Origin of the sequence: Brevibacterium sp. RIT 803, assembly GCF_016892625.1 — a bacterium.
Lineage (GTDB): Bacteria > Actinomycetota > Actinomycetes > Actinomycetales > Brevibacteriaceae > Brevibacterium.
Window position 1 is genome coordinate 277,790 of the sequence record NZ_JAFEMW010000003.1, and the last position, 13,533, is coordinate 291,322.

The following is a 13,533-nucleotide window of genomic DNA, read 5'->3' on the forward strand; positions in this document are numbered from 1 at the left end:
CGCAGGAGAACGTCTCATTCCTCACCGGGTTGAGGCGCACCATAACCTCAGAGAGGCATGCTGCCGGACATCGCGAGAATGTCGACGACACGAGCCGCGAACGTGCCTACCGGTGGGTGACCTTGCGCTTGAGACTGCGGGAGAGCAGACCTGCCTCGTCGACGAGGAGTTTGCCGACGGTCTCGTGGTGGTCAGCGATGCGCATGGTCGGGCCCGAGATGCCAACGGCTGCGACGACGCTGCCGTCAACGCCGTACACGGGAGCGGCCAGGGCATCGAGCCCCTCCTCGAATTCCTCGTGCACGAGCGCATACCCGCGTTCGCGCACCTCGGCGAGGTTGTCCATGAGTTCCTTCCGGGACCCCAGGGTGTACGGGGTGCGCCGTTCCAGCCGGCCGGAGGGGACCGGGATGATGTCGAAGGCGTACATGATCTTGCCCAGCGCCGAACAGTGCGCCGGCACCTCCACGTCGACCCAGTTGGTGGCGCCGAGGACGAAGGTCGAATCGACCTGCGCGACCTGCACGACGCCTGTGGAGCTCGGGACAGCGAGGTTGACCGTCTCCCCGGTCTCCTCACTCAGCCGCTGCAGCGTGGGATCGGCCGCCGTGACCAGCGTTTCGACCCGATCGAAGCGAGAAGCGTAGGTCGCGAACAGAGAACCTCCGCGATAGAGCCCCTCGCCGTCACGTTCGACCAGCCCGTTGCGTTCGAGGGCGGAGAGCAGGCGTGAGACCGTCGAGCGAGCCAGCTCCGTCGACTCCACCACCTCGGTGTAGGAGATCGGGTCATCCGACTTCACCACCAGCGACAATATCTCTGCGGCGCGATCGATCGACTGGGTCCCATTGGTCATAGCGCTCAACTCCGTCGGGGAAAGATATGCCGCGGCACCATTGGCACTCCGGCGGCATTCACCCTACATCACACGTGGTTCACCTCTGTCCGTGTTGTGTCATGTGAGCTACAGTTTCGGGATGGGCAACAGCGAGACGCACTCCGGCTCCGTGCAGTCGGTTGACCGCGCGGTCACGATCCTCGAGGTCATCGCCCGCACCGGGCTCGCCGGGGTCACCGACATCGCCGCCGAACTCGGCGTGCACAAATCGACCGCCTCGCGCATCGTCTCCACGCTCGAGGCCCGCGGCCTCGTCGAACAGGACCAGCATCGCGGCAAATACCGCCTGGGTCTTGGCATCCTTCGCCTCGCAGGGGCCACCACAGCACGCCTCGACATCGTCCAGGAAGCCCGCCCCATCGCCAAGCGCCTAGCCGAGCAGACCGGTGAGACGATCAACGTCGCCGTCCTCTCTGACGGCGCGGCCCTCTACCTCGACCAGGTATCGGGCAACGCCTCTGTCCAGAGCCACAACTGGGTCGGCCAACGCATCCCCCTGCACGCAACCTCGAACGGCAAGGTCCTCCTATCGGGCCTGAGCGAGGCAGGCATCCGCACCGCGCTCGAAACGAAGCTGCCGACCTACACCCCGCACACGGTGACCTCGATCCCCCACCTGCTCACCGAAGTCGCCGAGGTTGTCGCCGCCGGGCACTCGATCGTCATCGACGAGCTCGAGGTCGGCCTCACCGCCGTGTCTGCACCCGTCCGCAACGCCCACGACGATGTCATCGCCTCGATCTCGGTCTCGGGCCCGGGCTTCCGATTCACCAACACAAAGGTCGATGCCGCCAAGGACCTGCTGGTGGCTGCGGCCGCCGACATCTCGGCACGGTTCGGCTGGCGCGAGCACTGAGGAACGCTCGCTGCACAAACCCTTGACACACCTCGGCGGGCGGAGGACGATCGAAACACCCAGTTTCACATAGTGCGTCACGTTGCATATTACGCAACATGTGCCGTTGAAGGCGAAGATGCCTTCGGAGAGGAGCCTCCTATGGCTTCCATTCCCACCCAGGCCAGTGTCGTTGTCGTCGGTGCAGGCATCGTCGGCAACAGCCTCGTCCACCATCTGGCCGAGCTCGGCTGGAGAGACATCGTCCAGGTCGACAAGGGCCCGCTGCCCAATCCGGGCGGCTCGACCGGACACGCCTCGAACTTCATCTTCCCGGTCGACCATTCCCGCGAGATCACGGACCTCACCCTCGACAGCGTGCGCCAGTACAAGGAACTCGGCGTCTTCACGCAGTCCGGCGGCTTCGAAGTCGCCCGCACCCAGGAGCGCATGCAGGAGCTGAGACGACGGATGGCCTCGGCGAAGGCCTGGGGCATCGAGTCCCACCTGGTCACCCCCGAAGAAGTCGTCGAGAAGGTGCCCTTCCTCGACCCCAGTGTCATCGTCGGCGCCTTCTGGACACCAACTGTCGGCGTCGTCGACTCCGTGGGTGCGGGGACGATGATGCGCGAATCCGCGCAGAACAAGGGCGCGCTCACGGTGTCACCGAACACCGAGGTGACCGGCATCGACGTCGAGAACGGGGCGATCGCACGCGTCCACACGACCAAAGGGCCGATCGAGACGGAAAAGATCCTCATCGCCTGCGGAGTCTGGAGTCCGCGCATCGCGGCCATGGCAGGTGCCGCGATCCCGCTGACCCCGGCGGTGCATCAGATGATCAGCGTCGGCCCGGTCCCGCAATTGGCCGAGCAGACGGGTGAGATCTCGTTCCCGATCGTGCGCGACATGGACACCTTCTGCTACGAACGCCAACACGGCTCGGACATGGAGATCGGCTCCTACGCTCACCGGGCGATTCTTCACGAACCCGACGAGATCCCATCGATCGAGGCCGCGAAGCTCTCCCCCACGGAGATGCCCTTCACCGACGACGACTTCGACCCGCAGCTCGAACAGGCCCTCGAGCTCATGCCCGATGTCCTGTCCAACCCCGACGTCGAGATCCGCTACGCGATCAACGGCCTCCTGTCCCTGACTCCCGACGGCGCTCCCATCCTCGGTGAATCACCCGAGGTCAAAGGCTTGTGGTCGGCGGCAGCGGTGTGGGTCAAGGAAGGCCCGGGCGTGGGACGAGCGGTGGCCGAATGGATGACGAACGGATGCCCGGAGGTCGACGTGCAGGGCGCCGACATCGCCCGTTTCCACCCGCACCAACGCACTCGCGAACACGTGCGGGCCCGCACCTCGGAAGCCTTCATCAAGACCTACGGCATCGTCCACCCGGGCGAGCAGTGGAACTCCGACCGCAATGTCCGCCTCTCCCCCATGCACGAGCGCGAGAAGGAACTCGGCGCAGTATTCTTCGAAGTCGCCGGCTGGGAGCGCCCCCAGTGGTACGCATCGAATGCGCCGCTGCTCGAGGAATTCGGCGAGCGCGTCATGGACCGCACCGCCGAATGGGACTCGCGCTGGTGGTCGCCGATCATCAATGCCGAACACCTCGCGCTGCGCGAGCGCGCCGGACTCGTCGACCTCTCAAGCTTTGTCATCTTCGACGTCTTCGGACCTGCAGCCCTCGATGCCGTCCAGTCCATCGTGCTGGCCCAGATGGACGTGGGCATCGGTCGCGTCGTCTACACCCCGGTCCTCGACGAGACCGGCGGGTTCCGCTCGGACCTGACCATCATGCGATTGGCCCACGATCGATTCCGGGTCGTCACGGGTGCCGCCCACGGCATGGTCGATGTCAAATGGTTCGCCGATCGGCTCCCAGGGACAGGTGCCCAGATCACCGACCTCACCTCCTCGTGGACGACGATCGGCCTCTGGGGGCCACGAGCACGCGACATCCTCTCCCAGGTCACGAACGCGGACGTCTCCCACGAACGCTTCAAGTTCGGCACAGCCCGGACCATCGAAGTCGGCTCTCTGCAGGTCCTGGCCTCCCGGATCTCCTACGTCGGCGATCTGGGTTGGGAGCTCTACATCCCCATGGAAACCGGACTCAGACTCTGGGACGTCCTCACCGAGGCGGGGACAGAACACGGCCTCGTGCCCGTGGGACTCGGCGTCTACGGCACGACCGGTCGCATCGAGAAGGGCTATCGCGCCTTCGGTGCCGAACTCGACTCCGACCGCAGTGTCATCGAGGTCGGCATGGCTCGGCCGAAGGTGAAGTCGCAGGGCTTCGTCGGCCGCGACGCCCACCTGCGCCACCGTGAGGAGGATCCGAAGGCGATCCTGTGCTCGCTCACGGTCGATGATCACACGAGCGCCAGCGGCGAGAAGCGCTACATGCTCGGCGGGGAACCCATCCGATCACAAGACGGGCAGCCGCTCATCGACGGGCACGGGCACCACGCCTTCGTCACCTCGGCGGGGTCGGCCCCGAGCCTGGGCAAGCACGTCCTCATGGCCTTCCTCCCTCCCGCCGAGGCGGTCTTGGGCAACCAGCTCACCGTCGTCTACATGGAGGAGGCCTACCCGGTGACGGTGGCCTCGATCGACGCCACCCCGCTGTTCGATCCCAGCAACGAGAACATCAGGAGGTAGACGATGGACATCCTCGTCTGCATCAAACGCATCCCCGACATCGCGGGCCAGATCACGCTCGACGGCTCCGGCACGGACATCGACGACGCCGGCCTGGGCCATACCACGTCGGCGCATGAGGAATGCGCGGTGGAGCTGGCCATCCAGACAGCCGCAGCCACCGGCGGCAAGGTCACGGTACTGACGTTGGGCCCCGCCGAGGCAGTCGAACAGCTGCGCGCGGCTGTGGGCGTGGGAGCCAACGATGGAATCCTCATCGAGGCCGAGGATTCGGGTGCGTTCGGGACTGAAGACATCGCCCAGGTCATCGGCGACGTCATCCGCGACCGCACCGAAGGAGGCCAGAACTTCGATCTTGTGCTGCTGGGCAATGATGCCGCCGATACCGGCGACTTCCAGGTTCCCATCCGCCTGGCCTACGACCTCGGATACCCGGTGCTGACGAGCATCTCGACCTTCTCTCCCGCCGGCGGGCCCGTGATCGAGGCCCGCGGGATCGGTCCGTCGGGCACGGAGATCTTCTCGCTCGAGCTGCCGGCCGTCGTCGCGGTCCAAGAGGGCGGCGTCGACCCGCGCTATCCCTCGATCACCGGACGGATGAAGGCGAAGAAGGCTCGCATCGCCGAATATGTGGCGCCCGAACCGGGTGCCGGAAATCCGCGCATCGGCCTCGAGCTGCCACCGGACACGGCGAATGAGGTCACCATCCTCGGCGAGGGCCCGGATGCAGCTGGGGCCCTGGTCGACGTTCTGGAAGAGATCGGAGTGATCAGGTCATGAGTCTCGTATTCGTCGAAACCGATGAGAGCGGTGAGGTGGCGCTGACGTCGGCCGAGGCGCTCACCTTCGCCCGCACGAACGCGGACGTCCTCGCCGGTTCGGTCCTCGAAGCGGCCGTCATCGGTACGCTCACCGAGTCCGCCCACAACCAACTCGCTGTACTCGGCGTGGACCGAATCCACCACCTGGAGTCTGCTGATCTCGAGGCGTATTCGGCCACAGCTTGGGCGCAGGCCCTGGTCGACATCGCGCCGGAGACCGGGACGGTTCTGGCCTCGGGCACTCCTCGCGGCATGGAGCTCATGGCGCATGTGGCGGTGAGAACCGGGGAGCGGATGGCGGCCAATGTCGTGGCTGCCGATGAGGAGGGCCTGCTGCGGCAGGTGCTCGGCGGGGCCGCGTTCGAACGCCTTCAGCTCGGCGGTGACCTGCAGGTTCTCACCCTCGCCGGTCACGCCTGCAAACCCGAAGAGACAACGCCGACGACACCGGAGATCCTCACCCACTCCCCCGAATCGGCGGCCGAGGATCTGCGTACCCGCGTTGTTCGCACCGAGGTCGAGACCGACGCAGACAACGACACCTCGGGCCTGACCCAGGCCCGCGCCGTCGTCGGTGCTGGTCGCGGGGTCGGTTCGGAGAACGGATTCGGCGAGGTCCTCGAACTCGTCGACCACCTCGGCGGGGCGCTGGGTGTCTCTCGCGTGGTCACGGGTCTGGGCTGGCGACCGCATTCCGAGCAGGTCGGTCAGACTGGCAGTCGGATCACGCCCGATGTCTACATTGCGTGTGGAATCTCCGGCGCGATCCAGCACATGGCCGGCATCGAGGGTGCGAAGACGCTCATCGCAATCAACACCGATGAGGAATCGACGATGGTCCAGCGTGCCGACTACGCAATCATCGGAGACCTCCACGAAGTCGTCGGGGCCGTCAATGAGGAGATCCGGAGCCGCCGCGGCTGAGCTCAGCCCCTGAGCTCGCTCACAGTCCCAATTCGGCGATCACCGCGTCGGTGTCGGCACCGATGACCGGTGCCCGCCGAGGTTGGCCCGCACTGACCGCACCAGTTGAGGTGCCCGCGCCAGTTGACGTGGGGGCGATTGCCTGTTTGAACCTCGGTGCCGGTGCGGGTTGCTCGATTCCGGCCTCATCGGTGGAGAAGAGTCCGCGGTGCTGGTTATGAGGATCGGTCTTCGCCTCGGCCATGGTGCGGACCGGTTCGACGCAGGCATCACGACCACTGAAGAGCTCTTCGAGTTCGGCCAAGGTGCGTGAGGCGAGCGCCTCGGCGAAGACTGGCCGCATGAGGGGCCAGTGCTTCGGCTGCCAATGGTTGATCTCGCCCAGCGGTTCGGGCAGGCGGTCCTCGATGTCGAGAGTGCGCACAAATTCGGCGAAGAAGGCCGGTTCGATGCAGGCAACGGACACGTACCGGTCATCGGCGGTGGGGTAGACATCGTAGAACGGTGCTCCTGAATCCAGGAGATTGCGCCCGCGTGCGTCGTGACGCCACATGCCGATTTCGGAGAAGCCGTGCATCATCGAATAGAGGAGATTCGCGCCGTCGATCATGGCAGTGTCGACGACGGTGCCGATGCCGGTGGTGCGGGCACTGGTGAGTGCGCCGAGAACGCCGACGACGAGGAGCATGCCGCCCCCACCGAAATCACCGATGAGGTTCGCAGGGAACTGCGGCGGTCCATCGGCGCGGCCGAGCTGGTTGAGCAGTCCGGACGAAGCGATGTAGCCCAGATCGTGGCCTGCCTTCTGCGACTTCGGCCCGTCCTGTCCGTAGCCGGTGATGCGGCCGTAGACCAGGGCAGGATTGAGCGCGTGGAGATCATCGGGGCCGAGGCCCAAGCGTTCCGCGGCGCCTGGGCGGAAGCCTTCGATGACGATGTCGGACTTCGCAGCCAGGGACCGGGCGAGTGCGATGCCGGCTTCGGACTTGAAGTCTGCGGTCATCGACCTCTTGCCACGGTCGAGAACAGGGTTCATGGGCTGGCCGGCTGTCTTCGGCGGATCAAGGCGAATCACCTCGGCGCCCATATCTGCCAACATCATTGCGGCGAAGGGGCCGGGGCCGATTCCGCCGAGGTCGAGAACGCGCACGCCTTTGAGCACTGCCATGATTTCCTTTCGTCGATCAAACATGTTCCACTATAGAACGATCGATCAGTCCCGAAGAGTCGGCAGGGCCGCACCCGACGATAAGAGGTCCCGGTGCTCGGGACCGTCCGGCCACCCTGGTAACCTCCCATAGTCGGAGGCGGAGAGCCTCCGAAGCAGATGAGTCGAAAGGTTGTCCGTGAAGACATTCGAGTATTCCCCAGAGGTGCGCTGGTCCGATCAGGACATGCTCGGCCACGTGAACAACGCGCGTATGATCACCCTCATCGAGGAAGGCCGCATCAGGTGGCTCCACGAGGCCAAGGCCGGGAGCTTGACCGGCGGTGGCATGCTCGTCGCCAACCAGTCGATCGACTACCTGCTCCCCGTCATGTACGGCCCCGAACTCACAATGACGGTGACCATCAAGAGGATCGGCAATTCCTCATTCACCGTCCATACGCGCGGTGACCAGAGCGGCCAGAAGGTGTTCAACTCCGACGTCGTCCTCGTCCATATCGACCGGGAGACCGGCAAACCCTCGCCGATCCCCGAGGGCATCCGCAGCATCCTCGGGGACTACCTCGCCGAAGCCGACTGAGGCTCTGCCGCCCGCAGTGCCTCTGTGGGAAGATGGCCGTTCTGTTCATGCTCAACCGGGCCTCGTGCCCATAGCCTGGGAACATGAAACTCGACGCGATCTCAATCATCACCGCAGACATGTCCGCAGCAGTGCAGTTCTACACCGCGCTCGGCCTCGACCTCGTCGACGGCGGCGCGGATGCTCCGCATTCGGAGTTCTCCTCGGGCAGCCTCCGCCTGCTCCTCGACACTGAAGCGGTCATGCTCAGCATCGATCCCGAATGGACCTGGCCGACCGGTGGCCACAAGATGTCCCTGGCCTTCGACTGCACCACCGCCGAGGCGGTTGACGCGACTTTTGCTCAGCTCACTGCCGGTGGTGCCGGTTCAGATCCCGTGGCCGGAGTCGTCCACGAGCCCTGGGATGCGTTCTGGGGTCAGCGGTACGCCGTGGTCTCCGATCCCGACGACAACTATGTCGATCTCTTCGCAGCACTGGGTTCACCGGCCCAGCAGTGACTTCTCGTCTCTCCACAGATGGGCTGCATCGGCGTAACCCGTTGCCGTTGCGGCCGCTGTGCGGGTCGAACCTGCGTCGATGAGTGCGCGTGCGGCCTGCCAGCGCAGGACCTTCGACAGGTGCTTGGGGCCGTAGCCGAACCATGCGGAAGACAGCCTCCGCAGCTGTCTGGGTGAGTATGCGAACTGTGCGGCCACCTCGGCGATGTCCGGCGCCGGTGATTGCGCACGCACGCCCAGCAGACTCGCCAGCTCAAGCGGCGTCGAGTCGATGTCGGCCCGAGACGTCAGCATCTCGGCGATGTCCACCAGCTGCCGCTGCCCGACGCCAGGTCCGAGTTCGGGGATGATTGCGCGGCTGCCTGCAGTCATCACAGCATCGAGAGGGGTCACTGCGTCGGCGAGTTCGGCCGCCGAGGTAGCCAGCAGCTGCGGGAGCACTCCGGGGTCGAAGCGCAGACCCACGACCGGCTCCGCTGCACCACCAGTCGACGCAGAATGGAAGGTTCTTGCGGTGGAGTCTGCTCCGGCGACGACGACGCGGGAATCGATGACGATGAGATCCATGCAGCCATCGGGCACGATGAGGGAAGGCTCGGACGGGACACTCACAGCCACCTCGGCGAGGGCCGATGTCGAGCGAGCGTCGGGGGTCGACGACCACAGAGAAGCGCGGAGCTTGGGGATGCGCATCTCCGTGTACATAGGGTGCTCGTCCTTCTTCAGTTTCGAGCGGTATTCTTGGAACTCATCGGCCCGTCCCAGGCCGACGCCGCCTGTTCTCAGACTAGCCGGTACGAGACTCCCCCAGGAAGGACCAATGGCAGCTGCATCCCCCTCGCCGACATCAGCACGTCGGCAGGCACGGCATGTCACTGTCTTCCTCGACGTCGACGGGGTGCTCAACTCGTACCCGGTGCCCAAGCTGCGCATCATGACCGAGGGGCGTAAGAAGCTGCAGGCCTGGCACTACGAACTGCACTATAAGCCTGCGGTGATCGCGTTCTTCGACCGTCTCGTCGAAACCCACGATGTCGACGTCGTGTGGCTCTCCACCTGGTCTCAGCGGTGCAAAACGGAGCTGGAGCCGAAGTTCGGTCTGCGCAACTCCTTCGAGGTCATTGAGATGCCCGATGAGTCTCACAACCGCTACGCCAACGATCCGCACCTGTGGTGGAAGGCCCGCGCAATGGAGGACTGGCTCGCGGAGCACGAACACGGTCGGGCCGTCTGGATCGATGACGATCTCGCAGCACCGGATACGCACGACTACTTCGTCGAGCACTATCCGGCGAACCGGCTCAAACTCATTGCTCCTGAATTCGCGCAGGGCCTGACGAAGGCGCACCTGAAGGAGATCAAGGAATTCGCCTACCCGAAAGAGGATTCATGACGCGTATCGGTCTGCTCGATTCCGGACTCGGGCTCCTCGGCACCGCCGATGCGCTGTTCCACCTGGCTCCGCACGCGGATCTGATCCTGGCCATGGACCCGGACTTCACCCCCTACGGCAGCCTCAGCCCCGAAGCCCTCGAAGCCAGGGCCCTGAACTCGGCAGCGGTGCTTGCCGAGTGGGAGCCCGATGCGATCGTCATCGCCTGCAACACCGCCTCCGTCCAAGCCCTCGAAGCCGTACGCACCTGCTACGAACCCGACATTCCCGTCATCGGCACCGTGCCGGCAGTGAAGATGGCGGCCGGGACGGGACAGGACTTCGCGATCTGGGCGACCCCGGCTACGACGGGCAGCGACTATCAGCAGAACCTCATCGACACCTTTGCCGCCGAGGTCACCGTGTCTAAGGTGGCATGCCCGGGTCTCGCCGAGGCGATCAATGAGGCTGACATCTCCACGATCGATTCCGCGATCGATGCAGCCCTGAACCAGATGGATCCCGGCATGGAGACCATCGTGCTCGGGTGCACCCACTACGGCCTGGTGGCCGACCGGATCATGGCCGCCCGAGCCGGTGCGATCACACTCTTCGACTCCCCCATTCCGGTGGCGAAGCAGACCCTGCGCAGGATCGGGGTCGAGGCCCACGGCGTCAGCCCGAATCAGCCCGACACCGGCGAGGTCATCGCCACCTATGCCTCCGGTCGACTCGTGCGCCTGCCCCAGTCACTGGATGCCTATCCCGCCGGCAAACGACTATTGGCGCGAGAGCGAATTGCGACAGCAGCGTCCTGACGACTCGCGACTCTTCGGACCATTGCCGGGAGTCGGCCCGGCAATGTCGCCGCGCCGGGTCTTTTTCGCTGCAACGGGGTTAATCTGAAAGGACAGGCAATCGTCTGAGGAGGCGGTTCGATGTTCCTCTTAATTCTCATCTTCGGTCTGATCGCGCTCGGTGCCATCGGCCTCGGAAACAGTCTGAAGATCGTCAAACAGTACGAGCGCGGTGTCGTGTTCCGCCTGGGTCGAGTCACCGAGGAACCCAAGCGTCCCGGCATGACGGCCATCATCCCATTCGTGGACAAGCTGGAGAAGGTCAACCTGCAGATCATCACCATGCCGATCCCGGCCCAGGAAGGCATCACTCGTGACAATGTCACCGTCCGGGTTGATGCCGTCATCTACTTCAAGGTCGTCGATGCCAGGCGTGCCATCGTCGATGTCGAGAACTACCAGCTCGCCGTCGGACAGGTGGCACAGACGTCTCTGCGCTCGATCATCGGCCAAAGCGACCTCGATGATCTGCTCACGAACCGAGAGCGGCTCAATCAGGGGCTGGCGATCATGATCGACAGCCCGGCCGTCGACTGGAGTGTCCACATCGACCGGGTCGAGATCAAGGACGTGGCTCTGCCGGAGTCGATGAAGCGATCGATGTCGCGTCAGGCAGAGGCCGAACGTGAGCGTCGGTCACGCGTGATCATCGCCGACGGTGAGTTCCAGGCCTCGAACAAGCTCGCCCAGGCCGCAAGCGCGATGGCGGATACGCCCGCAGCTCTGCAGCTGCGTCTGCTCCAGACGATCGTCGAAGTCGCCTCCGAGAAGAATTCGACTCTGGTTCTGCCCTTCCCGGTCGAGCTGCTTCGCTTCCTCGAGGGGAACGCCCCGAAGGCGTCGACCTCAGCCGAGGGGGTCCCCGCGGGGACGCCGAGCAGCGAGCGCACCGGCGCGTCGACGAACGCCTCGTTGAGCGCCACCTTCGGGGCCAAGGACACAGAACATTCGTTGGACGATCTCAGCGGAATGGTCCGTGCCCTCTCCGACTCGATGAGGCTCAACGAGACGATGCACCTGCCAGCATCGATCAAGCTGCCGCGCTCAGCGAGCTTCCATACCCAGTGACTACGCTTGAGACATGGATCTGAAGCGCACCGGCAGAACAGTCATCGTCAACGGCATCATCGCCTTTCTCGTGGGTGTCCTCATGATGGTGTGGCCCGGCACCAGCGCCGAGGTGGTTGTCCAGATCTTCGCTGTCTGGCTGGCCGTCATCGCCGTCTCCTCCTTCGTCCTCGCCCCGAAGGGTGGACGTTCGGGGAGCTTGGCTGCCCGGTCAGTCCTGCTGATCCTCCTCGGCGCGCTCATCTTCTTCTCCCCCATGTTCTTCGCGTCCTTCGTCGCCATTGTGACCGGGTTCGCCATCATCTTCTTCAGCTTCCTCGCCGTCACCGTCTCCCTGTTCATCCGCCGGATCGGTGTGCGGATGTGGTGGCTCCTGACAATCATCGGAATCGTCGGCATCATCCTCGGCGGCTTCTTCCTCTTCGCCCCACAGTCCGGGGTCACCGCACTGATCTTCACGCTCGCGATCTTCATCGTCTTCGTCGGCATCGCCTTGGTCAGCCTCGGCTGGCGTCTGCGCAAGACCGCTGAGGCCATTCGCCAGGATCCACACCGCAGGCCACCCGAGGATGGTGGCGGTGAGATCATCAGCGGCGAAATCATCGAGTAAGCCCCGGCCACCCCGCAGGCACGCGAACAATCGCTTCGCCGAACGGACCAGGAGTTGCACCTCCCGTAGCGTCATGTGGTCCGATGGAATCACGTCCCGCCCCACCGAGGAAGGCCTGCTGATGAATTCGTCGTTTGTTCCGCCACGTCGAGTCAAGATCGGTGATGCCGCATCGTTTGTCGGCACCACACCGCGAGCGATCCGTCACTACCACGAGATCGGCCTGCTCCCCGAGCCCGAGCGGGGCAGCGACGACCGCCGTCGCTATGGCTACGACGAGATGATCCAGCTGCTGTGGATCCGCAAGATGACTGAGGCCGGAATCGCCCTGGATGACATCCGCGACGCCTTTGTCGACGCGGCTCCTGATGGCCCCGACAGCGACCACGGCGTCGCGGGCATCCTGGAAAGGCTGGAGAGCACCCTCGTCGCCCAGGAAGCTGAACTGGCACGACAGCGGAGTGCAGTGCAGCGCATGCGCACCCGCGGCAGCAGGATGGGTCTGCTCTCCGATTTTGTCACCAACCGCTTGGAGAGCCTGCCTGAGGGCTCGCTGCGCCAAGCGGACCTGGACAACCTGCTGGTCATCGAGCGAGTGTTCGGTCCTCTCGGTGCTGCGGTCAATGCCACCCGCTACATCGCCTTGTCCACCCACCCGGGTCTGCGGGAAGAATCCGACCGCGTCGATGCCGCAGAGGAGGCCCTTGACGACACGATCGCCGTCGACGATCCCCGCGTGGCACAGGTGGCCGCCGAACGGCACGCCTTCGAACTGGCGCTGGACGCCGTGATCGAAGAATCCGGCCTGGCACAGGACGATGATGCACTCTTCGACTCCTGGGACGTTCTGCACCCTGCTGCCGCCGATGACGGTGGCGCCGAGGCCAGCCAAGACTCTGGCGGGGAGCAAAGGTCCATGAACGTGGGCGAAGCTATTGGAAAGATGCCCTACGACTGGTCCCCTGCTCGATTGCGCTGCATAGAACTGGCCGAAGAAATGTCCGCCCACGAGTCCACCTCATCATGAACAAGGTCTCGTTTCCTGGCTCAGGACACTAGATCCCACGCAGTCGGCGTGCTAACTTATTCACCATGGGAACATTAAACAGCAGCGCAACGACAGCGCTGAGCTTCTACATTCGTGATCGCCGCGCCTGACAGCGCGCTCGATTCACTTCCTGTGATCCGCTGACCTCATCGAACCCTCGGCACCACCGGTCCATT

14 protein-coding genes are annotated in these 13,533 nt (G+C 64.6%); 11 read left to right on the plus strand and 3 right to left on the minus strand.

Features of this window, described 5'->3' with window-relative positions; all coding sequences use genetic code 11:
• Window positions 1–106 precede the first annotated feature (106 nt).
• Window positions 107–856, minus strand: coding sequence for an IclR family transcriptional regulator (locus JTF07_RS11660; protein ID WP_204234432.1), 750 nt, complete (start codon window positions 854–856; stop codon window positions 107–109).
• Window positions 857–977: 121 nt separating this feature from the next.
• Here JTF07_RS11660 and JTF07_RS11665 point away from each other — a divergent pair, with 121 nt between their 5' ends.
• From JTF07_RS11665 to JTF07_RS11680, 4 genes are all read left to right on the plus strand, one after another.
• On the plus strand, window positions 978–1,754 hold the full coding sequence (locus JTF07_RS11665) for an IclR family transcriptional regulator (protein ID WP_204234433.1): 777 nt from the start codon (window positions 978–980) through the stop codon (window positions 1,752–1,754).
• A 141-nt stretch (window positions 1,755–1,895) separates the two neighbouring features.
• The gene (locus JTF07_RS11670; protein ID WP_204234434.1) at window positions 1,896–4,409 is read left to right on the plus strand and encodes a GcvT family protein; all 2,514 of its coding nucleotides are present in this window, start codon (window positions 1,896–1,898) and stop codon (window positions 4,407–4,409) included.
• Between the two features lie 3 nt (window positions 4,410–4,412).
• Window positions 4,413–5,189: an electron transfer flavoprotein subunit beta/FixA family protein gene (locus JTF07_RS11675; RefSeq protein ID WP_204234435.1), complete on the plus strand. Its 777-nt coding sequence runs from the start codon at window positions 4,413–4,415 to the stop codon at window positions 5,187–5,189.
• The gene (locus JTF07_RS11680) at window positions 5,186–6,154 is read left to right on the plus strand and encodes an electron transfer flavoprotein subunit alpha/FixB family protein (protein WP_204234436.1); all 969 of its coding nucleotides are present in this window, start codon (window positions 5,186–5,188) and stop codon (window positions 6,152–6,154) included. The genes JTF07_RS11675 and JTF07_RS11680 overlap by 4 nt, the downstream gene beginning before the upstream one ends.
• A 19-nt stretch (window positions 6,155–6,173) precedes the next feature.
• Here the strand turns inward: JTF07_RS11680 and JTF07_RS11685 are convergent, their stop codons facing one another.
• The gene (locus JTF07_RS11685) at window positions 6,174–7,322 is read right to left on the minus strand and encodes a CaiB/BaiF CoA transferase family protein (RefSeq protein WP_252199759.1); all 1,149 of its coding nucleotides are present in this window, start codon (window positions 7,320–7,322) and stop codon (window positions 6,174–6,176) included.
• 178 nt (window positions 7,323–7,500) lie between these two features.
• On the opposite strand from JTF07_RS11685, the gene JTF07_RS11690 reads away from it, so the two are divergent.
• Together JTF07_RS11690 and JTF07_RS11695 are read left to right on the plus strand one after the other, a co-directional pair.
• Complete coding sequence (locus JTF07_RS11690) at window positions 7,501–7,902, plus strand: acyl-CoA thioesterase (RefSeq protein WP_204234438.1); 402 nt, start codon at window positions 7,501–7,503, stop codon at window positions 7,900–7,902.
• A gap of 83 nt (window positions 7,903–7,985) precedes the next feature.
• Window positions 7,986–8,402 carry a VOC family protein gene (locus JTF07_RS11695; RefSeq protein WP_204234439.1) on the plus strand — a complete coding sequence of 139 codons (417 nt, stop codon included), beginning with the start codon at window positions 7,986–7,988 and terminating at the stop codon, window positions 8,400–8,402.
• Here the strand turns inward: JTF07_RS11695 and JTF07_RS11700 are convergent.
• Window positions 8,385–9,107 carry a helix-turn-helix domain-containing protein gene (locus JTF07_RS11700; protein WP_204234440.1) on the minus strand — a complete coding sequence of 241 codons (723 nt, stop codon included), beginning with the start codon at window positions 9,105–9,107 and terminating at the stop codon, window positions 8,385–8,387. The two genes, JTF07_RS11695 and JTF07_RS11700, sit on opposite strands and share 18 nt — an antisense overlap.
• A gap of 115 nt (window positions 9,108–9,222) precedes the next feature.
• Here JTF07_RS11700 and JTF07_RS11705 point away from each other — a divergent pair, with 115 nt between their 5' ends.
• The 5 genes from JTF07_RS11705 to JTF07_RS11725 all read left to right on the plus strand — a co-directional run bounded on the left by JTF07_RS11705 (window position 9,223) and on the right by JTF07_RS11725 (window position 13,336).
• Window positions 9,223–9,795 carry an HAD domain-containing protein gene (locus JTF07_RS11705; RefSeq protein ID WP_204234441.1) on the plus strand — a complete coding sequence of 191 codons (573 nt, stop codon included), beginning with the start codon at window positions 9,223–9,225 and terminating at the stop codon, window positions 9,793–9,795.
• Entirely contained in the window at window positions 9,792–10,592 is an 801-nt protein-coding gene (locus JTF07_RS11710; protein ID WP_204234442.1) for a glutamate racemase, read from the plus strand. Before JTF07_RS11705 ends, JTF07_RS11710 begins: the two co-directional genes overlap by 4 nt.
• A 120-nt stretch (window positions 10,593–10,712) precedes the next feature.
• Window positions 10,713–11,699 carry a slipin family protein gene (locus tag JTF07_RS11715; protein ID WP_204234443.1) on the plus strand — a complete coding sequence of 329 codons (987 nt, stop codon included), beginning with the start codon at window positions 10,713–10,715 and terminating at the stop codon, window positions 11,697–11,699.
• Window positions 11,700–11,712: 13 nt separating this feature from the next.
• Entirely contained in the window at window positions 11,713–12,309 is a 597-nt protein-coding gene (locus JTF07_RS11720) for an HdeD family acid-resistance protein (RefSeq protein WP_204234444.1), read from the plus strand.
• 121 nt (window positions 12,310–12,430) lie between these two features.
• Window positions 12,431–13,336 (plus strand): MerR family transcriptional regulator, encoded by a 906-nt coding sequence (locus JTF07_RS11725; RefSeq protein WP_204234445.1) that lies wholly within the window; start codon window positions 12,431–12,433, stop codon window positions 13,334–13,336.
• The last annotated feature ends 197 nt before the right edge of the window (window positions 13,337–13,533 follow it).